Here is a 13,852-nt window from a genome sequence, read left to right on the forward strand (position 1 = left end):
TTCGTCAACCATTCGCCCCGGTGCGAACACGCGCCATAGGGCTTTGGTGCAAAGGCCTGCCGAGCGGGCCTCTATGTAGTATGCCGGAGCGGGGATTACCTGCCGGGCCGGCCGGAAATACGACTGCGCGCCTGTACGACGGCGCGCCGGGGAGCGGGCGATGTGCCCTGCCGCCCCGGCGCACCCGCCGGATCAGGCGAGCGAGGGGTCGATGCCCTTGCACGCCACGAGCAGTTCCTTGACCGCGTCGACCGAAACCTTGAGGCCGGCCTTGTCGGCTTCGTCCAGCTCGATCTCGATCACCTTTTCCACGCCGCCGGCGCCGATCTGCACCGGCACGCCGACATAAAGCCCGTCAACGCCGTACTGGCCATCGACATAGGCGGCGCAGGGCAGGATGCGCTTCTGGTCGTTGAGGTAGGCTTCGGCCATCGCGATGCCCGAGGTGGCGGGGGCATAGAACGCCGAACCGGTCTTGAGCAGCGCGACGATCTCGCCGCCGCCCGAACGGGTGCGCTGCACGATCGCGTCGATGCGCTCCTGCGTCGACAGGCCCATCTTGACGAGGTCGGGAACGGGGATGCCGTTGACGGTCGAATAGCGCGTCACCGGAACCATGGTGTCGCCGTGGCCGCCCAGCACGAACGTGTTCACGTCCTTGACCGAAACGTTGAATTCATCGGCGATGAAGTGGCTGAAGCGCGCCGAATCGAGCACGCCGGCCATGCCGACGACCTTGTTATGGGGCAGGCCCGAGAATTCGCGCAGCGCCCAGACCATCGCGTCGAGCGGGTTGGTGATGCAGATCACGAAGGCGTCGGGGGCGTTGGCCTTGATGCCTTCGCCGACCGCCTTCATCACCTTCAGGTTGATGCCGAGCAGGTCGTCGCGGCTCATGCCGGGCTTGCGGGCAACGCCGGCGGTGACGATGATGACGTCCGCGCCCGCGATGTCGGCGTAATCGTTCGATCCGGTGATCTTGGCGTCGAAGCCTTCGATCGGGCCGCACTGCGACAGGTCGAGCGCCTTGCCCTGCGGCACGCCTTCGACGACGTCGAACAGGACGATGTCGCCAAGTTCCTTCTGGGCGGCGAGGTGAGCCAGCGTACCGCCGATGTTGCCGGCGCCGATCAGGGCAATCTTCTTGCGTGCCATGAGCTTTTCGGTCCTTTCCCGAAACATGCGGGACAACAGGTCAGGCCACCGCCCTGTTAGGGACCTCCCGCGCCCCGCATGACGGGAAGGTTCGGACGGCTGGCAGGCGCCCTAGGCCCGCTCGCACGCGAAAGCAACCCGCAAAAATCCCTGATTTCCGGGTTTTTTCGATAACAGTTCGCAATAGCAACAAGTGGCCTGCGACCAAAGTCGAAGCCGGCCGGGGGAAGCTGCGGCGAAGCTCTCGCTCAGCGCGCCCGGGCCAGCTTGCGCGATGCTTCCCGCGCCATGCGCCGGTCCAGCGCGCGGCACACCTCGATCCACCAAACCACGCCTTCTGCATCGCCCGTCGCCTTGGCGATCTCGGCGGCTTCGCATGCCCGCTCGGCGGCGCAAATCCCGTGTGCGGCGAACAGACGCAGGGCGGCGGCCAGCACCCCGTCGGCATCGAACAGCGCGCCGTCCTGCTGCGGGGCGTTGTCGTTGACCGCGCGTTCGATGGCGCGGCGGCGCGGGTTGCGGCTGGGACGGACGAGGCAGGGCGAGATCATCCCGTAGCGGGGGGCAAAGCGCAGCATCGAACGGTCTCCAACCATCTTCGCCGACCCGCTTGCGCAGGCAACGGCGTCTTCCTTGCCGCTGCTGTTAGCCCCGGCCACGTGAACACTCGGTTGGCCCTCACGGTAAAGGAAGCGATAACCTCTCGTCTCGCCCTTCACGCACGACGAAGCGTGTCGGCCGGCGATCACGCGCCCGGCTTGGCGATCCACTTGCCCGCGTTTTCATACGCCGGATTGACCGCGCCGCCCTGCGGCAGGTCGTTGCCCTTGTACACCGCATCGCCGCCGCGCTGCTCCACCTCGGGGGCATAGGCCGGGGCGCTTGCGTGCGGCAGCGGCTGCTGGCCGAACGATGCGGTGGCCGCCACGGGCGCGGGAGTTGCCGCCTGCTGGCGCAGCGCGGCCAGCCGCCCTTCCTCGAACGCGCGCTCCAGCGCCACGGGATCGGCGATGTCGGCGCTGGTCGGCGCCCAGGTGCGCGGATGCGGGGCCGCCACCGGCTCGCCGCCGGTATAGACCGCGCTGAATGCCCGCGCCTGCCCGGCGCCGCCCGCCCAGCGATAGAAGCGGTGTGCCCCGATCGCGCCGATGAAGGTCAGCTTGTCCGCCCACGAAGGGTGCACCGCCCAGGTGTGGTAATGCGTGGCAAGGCCCACCGGGGCATAGACGTAACCGGCCAGCGCATCGGCCGCCACGCGCCGCGCGCGGTCCCAGAACTGCGCCACCGGCTTTCTGGCCAGCGATCCGTCGCAGGCGAAGCTGAACTGGCAGCCGGGCCGTTCCGAACCCTGGTAGACCACGCCGCACACCGTCTTGGGGAAGGCAGGATGCGCCACGCGGTTCAGGATCACCTGCGCCACCGCGCGCTGCCCGCCGTCCGGTTCGCTCGCCGCCTCGTAATAGATCGCCGCGGTCAGGCACTGCTGCGCGCGCCAGCGGTCCTCGCTCGTCCCTTGCGCGAACACCGGGCGCCCAGCCGGGCCGATCCGCGGCGCGTCCTCGTCGTCGCGCCGCGCGGACCAGGCCGCCTCGGCGCTGTCGGGCGAAAGCAGCCCCGAATCCTCGGGCGCGACATAGTAGAAGGCAGAGCCGGGAAAGCTTTCGCCCGGCTGCTCGAACGGTTGCAGCGCACCGCCTTGCGCCGCCGCGCGCTGCACGCCGCGCGGATCGCCCCAGCCGACGCTGCCCAGCACCGCCGCGCCAAGCCCGATCGCCGCGATCCCGGCGAGCCGCTGGCGCAGCATCGAAGGCCGCCGCAGCGCGCGCCGCACCGAAATCATGTCCTTCTGCCGGATGCGCGCGGCAAAGTCGCGCGGCCGCAGCTCGGTCGGCAGCGCGATCGCCAGTGCGATCGACCGTGGCTCAGCCTTCGGCCCCTCGGCCGCGGATGCGCGTCCGCTCTCCGCCGCCAGCGGGCTCGGCAGGATCACCGGTCGATAGGCAATCGTCAGGGGCAAGGGGCGTTGGTCATGGCTAGGGCAGAATAGCTAGGGCAGAATGGTCAAGGTACCGCCAAGGATCTCCGGGCTCGTCGCGCTCCATAACGCAAGAGCGGGCGTCTGGCTGCATCGCCAGGTCACGCTGTCCCGATACGGCACGCTTGCTTGCCGCCGGGTTAAGGCAATGCGTCCAAGGCAGCGCGTCGTGCCCAGTGTCGGCTCTCAGCGCATCGACCGCAGACGTCGCCCTCACGCCGACAGGGGCATCAGCTCTCTTTGCTGGGGGCCAACAGATCGGGCACGGTCAGTTCGACCACCAGCCCTTCGGGGTGCCAGGTGCGTTCGATCCTGCCACCGATCGACCGGACCAGCCGGTCGGTCATCTGGCTGCCGAATCCCAGGCCTGCGGGGGAAGAGAGGATTTCCGGGCCGCCGCGTTCGGTCCACACGAACTGCAGCGCATCTTCACCGCGCTCCCACGAAACCACCACGTTGCCTTCGCGCAGCTTCAACCCGCCGTACTTGACCGAATTGGTCGCAAGCTCGTGCAGCACCAGCGCGAATACCGAAATCAGCTGCTGCGCGATCACCGTGCGCGGTCCGTCGATCTGGCAGCGCTCGCCATAAGGAAGCAGCACCGACCGCACCAGGGTTTCCAGATCGACGCTGTCCAGCGCGCTCGGGTCGATCGGCTCCTCGGCGAACGCGGCATCGCTCGCCCGTCCAAGCGCCGCCAGCTTTTCGCGCAGGATCGTCGTGGCAGACCTCGGGTCGCCGCTCAGATCGGCCTGTCGTTCGGCCAGCTGGATAAGGCCCGCAAAGACCGAAAACACGTTCTTGATGCGGTGCTGCATCTCGCGCGCCAGCAGCTTGTCGCGGCTGGCCGCTTCCTCCAGCCCGCGTTCCAGCCGGTTCTGCGCGGTCGTATCGCGCGATACGCACATGATCGAGATCACCCGCCCTTCGCTGTCGGACAGCGGGGTCAGCAGATTGTCCCAGTGGACCGCGCCGACGCCGGTTTCGCTGCGGCCCAGGAAGCGCGCGTTCTCTCCCTGCGCGGCCTGGCGCAGCGCTTCTTCGCCAAGCGGGCGCACATCCTCGGGCAGCAGGCCAAGCCAGGGCATGCCGAACCCGTTCGCCGGAGAAACGCCCAGCGCGTCGCACCCGGCGCGGTTCATGTGCATCACCCGGCCGTCGGGGGACAGGAACTTCACGCAATCGGGCGTTGCATCGAGCGCGTCCCGCCTCAGGTCGGCCTCGAGCGGCGGCTGGTCCTGTCGCTCGCTGCCAGCGCCTCCACCAGGGTGCACGGAACTGCTCGCGAATTGCGAAAAGACGGGCTCGCCCCCGCTGGCGCCTCCACCTTCCATGCGACTCGCTCCCCACAGCAAGGCAAACGTTCGTATCATCGCGCCGTTGTACGCTCAACAAACAGCGCCGCGCTCGACGGCCGCAGACGGTGCGAGCCGGCCTCCATCGGCGTTTTTCCTTCCTCTTGCCCGCAGGGGCAAAGCCCGCTACCGGCGCCACCGACGCCATCGGTGCCCCGGAGACGGGGCTAAGAGGGAATTCGCGACGCCTTGTCTGCACAAGGTGGACCGAAGCTGCCCCCGCAACTGTGTCCGGCGAGCGATCCGTCCCTGTGCCACTGGCTCTTGCCGGGAAGGCGGGCGGATATCGCGATGACCCGGACGAGCCAGGAAACCTGCCGGTGTGCGGTCGTTCCGCGGCCGGGCGGGGTGTACCGGGCGCATGCGAGGAACCGGCGCGCCATTTGGCCCCGCACCGGTCCCCGCCATGGACGGCAATCGTGTCGTTCATGGGCCGGGGGAAATATCATGCGTTCGTCGTTCATCGCCCTCTCGTGCGCGCTCGCGCTCACCGCGCAGGTTGCCCGCGCCGAAGAGGACGCGGCACCGATCACTGTCTTGGCCACCGGCAGCGAAACCGCCATCGACCAGACCGGCCAGGCCATTGGCGTTCTTACGGCCGAAGACCTGCAGCGGCTGCAGGGCCCCGATCTGGTCCGCGTGGTCGAACACCTGCCCGGCGTCGCCTTCGCCCGCACCGGCGGCCCCGGCAGCCAGACCAGCCTGTTCGTGCGCGGCGCCAATTCCGAACACGTCCTTGTCCTCGTCGATGGCGTGCGCCTCAACGACGTGTCCTCGCCCAAGGGCGCCAACGATTTCGCCACGCTGCAAACGGGCGGCCTCGGCTCGGTCGAGCTGCTGCGCGGGTCGAACTCGGTGATCTGGGGGTCGGAAGCGATCGGCGGCGTGCTTGCCGTCACCTCGCGCGAACTGAACGGCGTCGAAGCCAATGCCGAAGGCGGTACCCACGCCAGCTTTTCGGGCAACGCCGTCGCCGGCATCTCGAACGCGCGCGGCGCGCTGACGCTCAACGGCGGGTATGACCGCACCGACGGCGTCTCTGCCGCGCGCAGCGGGACCGAGGCCGATGGCTACGAACAGTGGCGCGTGGGCGGTACCGGCCGCTTCGAAGTGGTCCCCGGGCTCAGCGTCGTCGCCACCGCGCGCTATGCCCGCAGCCACAGCGACATGGACGGCTATGCCCCGCCGCTCTACACCTTCGGCGATACGCTGGAATACCAGATCACCCGCCAGTTCACCGCGCGCGGCGGCCTGCGTTACCGTTCGACCTTGCTCGATCTCGATGCCGGCTATGCCTTTTCTGACACCCGCCGCGATACCTACGATGGCGGGGCGGGCGATATCCTCGAATACGGCTATGCCGGCCGCAGCCAGCGCGCGGAGCTGACCGGGCGCCTGCGCCTGCCCGAACACTTCGCGCTCGATTTCGGCGCGGACAGCGAACGCCAGACCCTGCCGCGCGAAGGGTCCGCCAGCCCGCGCAGCCGCCTCAACTCGGTCCACGCCCTGCTCGGCTGGTATGGCGACCGGGCGGAACTCGCCGCCGGCCTGCGCTACGACGATCACAACCAGTACGGCGATGCCTGGACCTTCGGCGCCAACGCCAGCGTCCGCCTGACCGCCAACCTGCGCCTGCGCGCCAGCTACGGCGAAGGCTTCCGCGCGCCGACGCTGTTCGAACTCTACGATCCCACTTACGGCAACGTCGCCTACCAGTCGCTCGGCATCGATCCGCTGCGCCCCGAACGCAGCCGCAGCTACGACGCCGGCCTCGAATGGGGCAGCCGCGATCATGTCTTCGCCGCGGTCAGTGTTTTCCGGCGTGACACGCGCAACCTGATCGAGTTCTTCTCGTGCTATGGCGTGTCCACGCCCGCGTGCGACGCGGCGAACATTGCGGGGTTCGGCTTTGGCGGGATCTATTACAACGCAAGCCGCGCCCGTGCCGAAGGCGTCGAGCTTGAATGGTCGGCCAAGCCCTCGGCCAACCTTGCCGTGGGCATGAACGCCACCTTCCTGCGCGCCCGCGATCGCAGCAAGGGCACGTTCACTTACGACAAGGACCTGCCGCGCCGCCCGTTCGCCACGGTCACCGGCTCGATCGACTGGAAGACCCCGCTCACCGGCCTGTCGCTGGGCGCCGACCTGCGCTTCCGTTCGGAAAGCTTCAACGATCGCGCCAATGCGACCAGGCTTGAAGGCGGCATGATCACCGACCTGCGCGCCTCCTACGCGATCCTGCCCAGCCTCGAACTCTATGGCCGGGTGGAAAACCTGTTCGATGCCTACGTCCCCACCGTGGCCGATTACAACACCTGGGGCCGCGCCGCGTTCGCGGGCGTGCGGGTGCGCTATTAAGGCGGCTTGCCTCGAAGCGGCGGCGCGCGCTCTTGCGGGTTGCGCGCCGCTGCTGCTTGCCGGGTGCATCCCGGCGAGCCGGGCGGACGCGCCGCCCGCGCCGCGCGTCCACCCCACGGTCGTCAGCCTCAACCCCTGCGCCGATGCCATCCTTGCCGAAGTCGCCGACCGCAACCAGATCCTCGCGCTGTCGGCGTGGAGCCGCGATCCGCGTTCCACCAGCATGGACCTCGCGCTGGCGCAGCGGCTGCCCAGCACCCACGGCACGGTCGAGGAAGTGCTCGCGCTGCGCCCCGATCTCGTCATCGACGGCCGGTTCATCGCGCCCGCCACCGCCAGCGCCTACGCCCGGCTCGGCCTGAAGCTGGAGACGGTCGACCTTGCCGCCACGGTGGAGGATGCCCGCGCCCAAGTCCGCCGCCTTGCCGGCCTCGTCGGCCATCCCGATCGCGGCGAAGCGCTCGTCGCGCGGATGGACGCCGCGCTTGCCGCCGCCGCGCCGCCGCCGGGCGCGCCGCCGATCCCCGCCGTGGTGTGGGAGCCGGGCGGCATCGTGCCGGGGCAGGGGACGCTGGTGTCCGACCTGCTGGTCCGCACCGGCTACACCAATTTCAGCGCACTGCGCGGGCTGGGCCAGGCCGATCGCCTGCCGCTCGAACGCATGCTGGCCGATCCGCCGCGCGTGATCCTGGTGGCCGATGCCGGCGACCGCGCCGCCGCCGACCAGGACCGCGCGCTCGCCCATCCCGCCCTGCGCGCGCTCACCGGTACCACCCGCGCCGCCTTCGCGCCCAACCTGCTCTATTGCGGCGGCCCCACCGTGATCCGCGCCGCCCAGCGCCTCGCCGAGGTACGCACCCAGATCCTCCCCCGACGGGGGAGGGGGACCGCCGCAGGCGGTGGAGGGGTAATGGCGAAAGGCACCGCACGATGACCCGCCCGGTCCTCGTCCTTTCCGCCCTGCTGCTGATCGCGCTGCCGCTGTCGCTGCTCGCAGGCCAGGTGTGGATCGATCCGTTCGGCCCCCCGGTGCGCAATGCCGTGCCGATCCTGATGGAGCTGCGCGCCCCGCGCGCGGTGCTGGCGCTGCTGGTCGGAGGCGGTCTCGGCGCCAGCGGCGCGGCGATGCAGGGCTACTTGCGCAATCCGCTCGCCGATCCCGGCCTGTTCGGCGTCGCGCCGATGGCGGCGCTGGGCGCGGTGCTCTCGTTCTACACCGGCTATGCCGTTCAGCCCTATGCGCTCCCCGCCTTCGCGCTTGTCGGAGGCGCGCTCGCCATGGCGCTGCTCGCGCTGATCGCCGGGCGCACCGCGGGCCTCGCCCTGTTCACGCTGGCGGGCATGATGATCGCCAGCCTTGCCGGCGCGCTCACCAGCCTCGCCATCAGCCTTTCGCCCAATCCTTTCGCGCTGTCCGAAATCGTCACCTGGCTGATGGGCGCGCTCGCCGATCGCGGCTGGAGCGACGTTGCCATCGCCGCGCCGTTCACGCTGGCGGGCCTTGCCATCCTGTCGCGCACTGGCCGCGGCCTCGATGCGCTGACGCTGGGGGAAGATGCCGCGCGTTCGCTCGGGGTCGATCCGGTGCGGCTGCAATGGCTGATGGTGGCGGGCGTCGGCGCGCTGGTCGGCGCAGGCGTGGCGGTTGCGGGGATCATCGGCTTCGTCGGCCTGATCGTGCCGCACCTCGTCCGCCCGTTTACCGATCACCGCCCGTCCGCGCTGCTGCTGCCGAGCGCGCTGGCCGGCGCGCTGCTGCTCCTCTTGGCCGATTGCCTGTGCCGCGTGGTGCCGCTCCCCGGCGGTGAGCTGCGGCTCGGCATCGCGCTCAGCCTTGGCGGAGCGCCGTTCTTCCTGCACCTGCTGCTGCGCCTGCGCAGGGATGTCGCATGACGCTCGCCGCCCGCAGCCTTTCCATTCCCGGTCGCCTATCGGACGTGTCGCTCACGCTCGATCCCGGCACCGTTACCGCCATCGTCGGCCCCAATGGCGCCGGCAAGTCCACCCTGCTGGCCGCGTTGGCCGGGTTGATCCCCGGTGCAGTCAGCTTAGGGCCCGATGCGTTGCGCACGCTCCCCCCACGTCTGCGGGCGCAGCGCATCGGTTACCTTCCCCAATCGGGCGACGTCGCGTGGAACGTCTCGGTGCGCACGCTGGTCGGGCTCGGCCGCCTGCCGCACGATGCGGGCGCGCGGGCCGATGCCGCCGCCATCGCCGCCGCGCTCCACCAGCTCGATCTCGAAACCCTCGCCGATCGCCCCGTGGCGCGGCTATCGGGCGGAGAGCGCGCCCGCGCCCTGCTCGCCCGCGTGCTGGCGGGGCAGCCCGACTGGGTCCTGGCCGACGAACCGCTCGCCGCGCTCGATCTCGCGCACCAGCAGGCCCTGCTCGCCCGCTTCCGCGCGTTGGCGGGGGAGGGGCGCGGTTGCGTGCTCGTGCTGCACGATCTGGCGCTGGCGATGAACCACGCCGATCGCGTCGTCGTGCTTCACGAAGGCCGGCTCGCCGGGCAAGGCGCCCCGGCCGATGTCCTCACGCCCGATCTGATCGCCCGCGTCTGGGGCGTTGCCGCGCGCTGGCTCGGCGAACCTGGCGCACAGGCGCTCGCGCTTCCCTGAACTGATCACCCGGTACCGATGGTCCGGTGAAACCGCGAAGGGCCCGCCCGGCCTCTCCGCCGGGCGAGCCCTTGCGCATTCCCGCGTGCTGTCGCTCAGCGCGAACGCATCGCGAGCCGCGTGTCGCTCGCCGCGATGGCAAGGCGGCGCGCATCGGCGGTGCCGCTGATCGCGTTGCGCTTGCAGGCGCGCACGATGCGGCTGGCGGTGATGTCGCGGATGTCGGCGCTGCCGCAGACTTCGTTGGCAGCCCGCGCGATGCGCGCGTCGAGCAGTGCGATCCCGCGGTTGGTGGTGAGGTTGAGGTCGTCGTAGCGAACCTCGAGCGTCTGCGCGTCAGAGGCGGCGGCGTCAGCCTTGGCTTGGGCAGATGCAACGAAAGCGAAAGGGGCGAAGGCAAGGGCCATCGCCGCGAAACGTGCGGTGCGAACCATGCGATAATCTCCTGGGAACTAGGGTGTCGTATAGTTGTCGCGAACCCGGGCGCCAATTGGACCTGCTTTAACCTGATGTAAACGATTCTTTTTGACTACAAGTATTAAACCGAAACAACGGACATTACTGTACAGTTGTTTAGTTTCAGAAATTATCAGTTATCGTTTCAATGAAGACGATTGTGTTGCAGGAAGACGTTTGCTGTCACGCGCTGTCATCACGCACGACAAAACTCCCCGCCGCGCCGGGCGGCAGGGGATGGTTGTTGAACCGGAAAATCGGGGATCAGCCGTGGCGGTTAAGCGCCGCGGCAAAGTCGATGGCGAAATGCTCGGTGAAATGATCGCGCTCGATCAGCGGGATCGCCGGCCGCGTCGCCGCCGCCTCGGTGGCGGGCCCGTGGAACAGATTCGCCGCCAGCGGCGCGCGGTGTGCCGCTCCTTTGCGCAGGTCTGGTTCGGGCAGCTCGGTCACGGGTGCGGCGTCCAATGGTTCGATCGCTGCGCACCATAGCACCTCGCACTGTCGCCGAATTGTATGGTTGCGACACGGCGTTGTTTTATTGAGGAATTGCGGCAGCGGCGGGAAAGGTTTGCCGATCGCGGTGCAATGGGTCGCGGTGCGGGGATGGGGCAGGCATGCGAACGTCGCCTGCCCCGATCGCCACCTTGCCGCTGGCCTCCTCGCTCCCCACATCCGCCGCTCTTCCAAGACAGGCACAAGACCGTTGCCTGAATCGAACAAATCTGGAACATCGGCATCATGTCCCTCACGACCCTTTCGGTGCGCGGCGCGCGCGAACACAACCTCAAGGGGATCGACGTCGATCTCCCCCGCGACAGCCTGATCGTCATCACCGGCCTGTCGGGCTCGGGCAAGTCGAGCCTCGCGTTCGACACGATCTATGCCGAAGGCCAGCGCCGCTACGTCGAAAGCCTGTCGGCCTACGCGCGCCAGTTCCTCGAAATGATGCAGAAGCCCGATGTCGAACACATCGATGGCCTCTCGCCTGCCATCTCGATCGAACAGAAGACCACCAGCCGCAATCCGCGCTCCACCGTCGCCACCGTGACCGAGATCTACGACTACATGCGCCTGCTCTGGGCGCGGGTCGGCATTCCCTATTCGCCCGCCACGGGCCTGCCGATTTCGGCGCAGACCGTCAGCCAGATGGTCGATCGCGTCATGGCCCTGCCCGAAGGCACCCGCGCCTACCTGCTCGCGCCCGTGGTGCGCGGCCGCAAGGGCGAATACCGCCGCGAACTCGCCGAATGGCAGAAGGCGGGCTACACCCGCGTGCGCATCAATGGCGAACTCATGGCCATCGAGGACGCCCCCGCGCTCGACAAGAAGCTCAAGCACGACATCGAAGTCGTGGTGGACCGCATCGCGGTCAAGGACGGCATCCAGACCCGCCTTGCCGACAGCTTCGAACAGGCGCTGAAGCTCGCCGAAGGCCTCGCCTACGTCGATCTCGCCGACACCACGCTCGAAGCCATCGGCCTTGCCGCCGCAGGCGCCGCCCGCCCTGAGCCTGTGGAAGGGCTGTCCTCCTTGTCCGAGGGCGCGGCGGCGAAGGGGCAGAAGAAGGGCGCGATGAAAAAGACGGGCCTTCCGCCCAACCGCATCGTCTTTTCCGAAAAGTTCGCCTGCCCCGTCAGCGGCTTCACCATCGACGCGCTCGAACCGCGGCTGTTCTCGTTCAACGCTCCGCAGGGCGCGTGCCCGGCCTGCGACGGCCTCGGCGAAAAGCTGCTGTTCGATCCGCAGCTGGTCGTGCCCAACGAACACCTCTCGCTCAAGCAGGGCGCCATCGTGCCCTGGGCCAAGAGCAACCCGCCGTCGCCCTACTACATGCAGGTGCTCTCCAGCCTTGCCGAACACTTCGGCTTCAGCCTGTCGACGCCGTGGGACCAGCTGCCGGCCGAAGTGAAGGTCGTCATCCTCTACGGCACCGCGGGCAAGCCCGTGCCGCTGACTTTCGTCGACGGCAAGAAGTCCTACACCGTGTCCAAGGCGTTCGAAGGCGTCATCGGCAACCTCAACCGCCGCATGCTGCAGACCGAAAGCGCCTGGATGCGCGAGGAGCTGTCCAAGTTCCAGACCGCGCAGCCGTGCGAAACCTGCGAAGGCAAGCGGCTCAAGCCCGAGGCGCTGTCGGTCAAGGTCGCCGGAAACGACATCTCCAGCGTCACCCGCCTGTCGGTCGCCGCCGCGGTCGACTGGTTCCTCGGCCTCGATGCCCAGCTCACCAGCCAGCAGAGCCAGATCGCCAAGGCCATCCTCAAGGAAATCAACGAACGCCTCGGCTTCCTCAACAACGTCGGGCTCGATTACCTCAACCTCGATCGCACCTCGGGAACGCTGTCGGGCGGTGAAAGCCAGCGCATCCGCCTCGCCAGCCAGATCGGCTCGGGCCTCTCGGGCGTGCTCTACGTGCTCGACGAACCCTCCATCGGCCTGCACCAGCGCGACAACGACCGCCTGTTGGAAACGCTGAAGCGCCTGCGCGATCTGGGCAACACGGTGATCGTGGTGGAACACGACGAGGACGCCATCCGCACCGCCGACTACGTGGTCGATCTCGGCCCCGGCGCGGGTGTCCACGGGGGCGAGATCGTGGCACAGGGCACGCTTGACGAGATCCTCGCCAACGAAAACAGCCTCACCGGCCAGTACCTCACCGGCGCGCGCCGGATCGAGGTGCCCAAGCATCGCCGCAAGGGCAACGGCCTCAAACTGACGGTCGAAGGCGCGCGCGCCAACAACCTCAAGAACGTCACCGCCTCTATTCCCCTGGGCACCTTCACCTGCGTCACCGGCGTGTCGGGCTCGGGCAAGTCGAGCTTCACCATCGACACGCTCCACGCCGGCGCCGCGAGGCAGCTCAACGGCGCGCGCGTCATTGCCGGCCCGCACGACCGCATCACCGGCCTCGAACACTGCGACAAGGTGATCGAGATCGACCAGTCCCCCATCGGCCGCACCCCGCGCTCCAACCCGGCGACCTACACCGGCGCCTTCACCCTGATCCGCGACTGGTTTGCAGGCCTGCCGGAAAGCGAGGCGCGCGGTTACAAGGCCGGCCGCTTCAGCTTCAACGTCAAGGGCGGCCGCTGCGAAAAGTGCCAGGGCGACGGCCTGATCAAGATCGAGATGCACTTCCTGCCCGACGTCTACGTCACCTGCGAGGAATGCAACGGCAAGCGCTACAACCGCGAAACGCTCGAGGTGAAGTTCAAGGGCCTGTCCATCGCCGACGTGCTCGACATGACGATCGAGGACGCCGAAAGCTTCTTCCAGGCCGTGCCCCCGATCCGCGACCGGATGCACATGCTCAACGAAGTGGGCCTCGGCTACGTCAAGGTCGGCCAGCAGGCCACCACGCTTTCGGGCGGCGAGGCGCAGCGCGTCAAGCTCGCCAAGGAGCTGTCCCGCCGCTCCACCGGGCAGACGCTCTACATCCTCGACGAGCCCACCACCGGCCTGCACTTCGAAGACGTGCGCAAGCTGCTCGAAGTGCTCCACCGCCTCGTCGACCAGGGCAACTCGGTCGTGGTCATCGAACACAACCTCGATGTGATCAAGACCGCCGACTGGATCCTCGACATGGGCCCCGAAGGCGGCGTGCGCGGCGGCGAACTCGTGGCCGAAGGCACCCCCGAACAGGTCGCCAAAAACCCCCGCAGCTTCACCGGCCACTACCTAAAACCCCTCCTCACCCGCTGACCCGATCCTCCCCCCCCCTGGCGGAGGTGGCCTCGCGCAGCGATGACGGAGGGGGCATCAATACCCCCCAAGCCCGGCCCGGCAACGCGCCGGAGCCGCGCAACGTGAGAAAGACGGCAAACCTCCCCCAACGGGGGAGGGGGGCGCAGGCGGATCGAGCGGGCTGC

Annotated in this window: 11 protein-coding genes and 1 riboswitch; of the genes, 5 read left to right on the plus strand and 6 right to left on the minus strand. The window is 68.5% G+C overall.

Annotated features, from left to right (window positions below; translation table 11 throughout):
* Positions 1 to 192 precede the first annotated feature (192 nt).
* The 4 genes from mdh to AACH40_RS04040 all read right to left on the minus strand — a co-directional run bounded on the left by mdh (position 193) and on the right by AACH40_RS04040 (position 4,464).
* On the minus strand, positions 193 to 1,155 hold the full coding sequence (mdh, locus tag AACH40_RS04025) for a malate dehydrogenase (protein WP_338644294.1): 963 nt from the start codon (positions 1,153 to 1,155) through the stop codon (positions 193 to 195).
* A 248-nt stretch (positions 1,156 to 1,403) separates the two neighbouring features.
* The gene (locus AACH40_RS04030; RefSeq protein ID WP_169492399.1) at positions 1,404 to 1,733 is read right to left on the minus strand and encodes a hypothetical protein; all 330 of its coding nucleotides are present in this window, start codon (positions 1,731 to 1,733) and stop codon (positions 1,404 to 1,406) included.
* A 167-nt stretch (positions 1,734 to 1,900) separates the two neighbouring features.
* Positions 1,901 to 3,172 carry a cell wall hydrolase gene (locus AACH40_RS04035; RefSeq protein ID WP_240959406.1) on the minus strand — a complete coding sequence of 424 codons (1,272 nt, stop codon included), beginning with the start codon at positions 3,170 to 3,172 and terminating at the stop codon, positions 1,901 to 1,903.
* 248 nt (positions 3,173 to 3,420) lie between these two features.
* A complete protein-coding gene (locus AACH40_RS04040) occupies positions 3,421 to 4,464 on the minus strand; it encodes a PAS domain-containing protein (RefSeq protein ID WP_338644297.1) in 1,044 nt (347 codons plus the stop codon).
* Positions 4,465 to 4,690: 226 nt separating this feature from the next.
* Positions 4,691 to 4,868: riboswitch (cobalamin riboswitch) on the plus strand.
* Positions 4,869 to 4,992: 124 nt separating this feature from the next.
* Here AACH40_RS04040 and AACH40_RS04045 point away from each other — a divergent pair.
* From AACH40_RS04045 to AACH40_RS04060, 4 genes are read left to right on the plus strand one after another with little or no spacing between them, the layout of a single operon-like run.
* Positions 4,993 to 6,903 carry a TonB-dependent receptor plug domain-containing protein gene (locus tag AACH40_RS04045; protein WP_338644299.1) on the plus strand — a complete coding sequence of 637 codons (1,911 nt, stop codon included), beginning with the start codon at positions 4,993 to 4,995 and terminating at the stop codon, positions 6,901 to 6,903.
* Entirely contained in the window at positions 6,827 to 7,837 is a 1,011-nt protein-coding gene (locus tag AACH40_RS04050; protein ID WP_338644300.1) for an ABC transporter substrate-binding protein, read from the plus strand. Before AACH40_RS04045 ends, AACH40_RS04050 begins: the two co-directional genes overlap by 77 nt.
* The gene (locus AACH40_RS04055; RefSeq protein WP_338644301.1) at positions 7,834 to 8,796 is read left to right on the plus strand and encodes an iron ABC transporter permease; all 963 of its coding nucleotides are present in this window, start codon (positions 7,834 to 7,836) and stop codon (positions 8,794 to 8,796) included. The genes AACH40_RS04050 and AACH40_RS04055 overlap by 4 nt, the downstream gene beginning before the upstream one ends.
* Positions 8,793 to 9,521 carry an ABC transporter ATP-binding protein gene (locus AACH40_RS04060; RefSeq protein WP_338644302.1) on the plus strand — a complete coding sequence of 243 codons (729 nt, stop codon included), beginning with the start codon at positions 8,793 to 8,795 and terminating at the stop codon, positions 9,519 to 9,521. Before AACH40_RS04055 ends, AACH40_RS04060 begins: the two co-directional genes overlap by 4 nt.
* A gap of 95 nt (positions 9,522 to 9,616) precedes the next feature.
* Here AACH40_RS04060 and AACH40_RS04065 read toward each other — a convergent pair whose 3' ends face one another.
* Positions 9,617 to 9,955 (minus strand): UrcA family protein, encoded by a 339-nt coding sequence (locus AACH40_RS04065; RefSeq protein ID WP_338644303.1) that lies wholly within the window; start codon positions 9,953 to 9,955, stop codon positions 9,617 to 9,619.
* A gap of 286 nt (positions 9,956 to 10,241) precedes the next feature.
* A complete protein-coding gene (locus tag AACH40_RS04070) occupies positions 10,242 to 10,430 on the minus strand; it encodes a hypothetical protein (protein ID WP_338644304.1) in 189 nt (62 codons plus the stop codon).
* A gap of 288 nt (positions 10,431 to 10,718) precedes the next feature.
* Between AACH40_RS04070 and uvrA the strand changes: the two genes are divergently transcribed.
* Complete coding sequence (uvrA, locus tag AACH40_RS04075) at positions 10,719 to 13,685, plus strand: excinuclease ABC subunit UvrA (protein ID WP_338644305.1); 2,967 nt, start codon at positions 10,719 to 10,721, stop codon at positions 13,683 to 13,685.
* Positions 13,686 to 13,852 lie beyond the last annotated feature (167 nt).

It is taken from the genome of Novosphingobium olei (assembly GCF_037076535.1).
Taxonomy (GTDB): domain Bacteria; phylum Pseudomonadota; class Alphaproteobacteria; order Sphingomonadales; family Sphingomonadaceae; genus Novosphingobium; species Novosphingobium olei.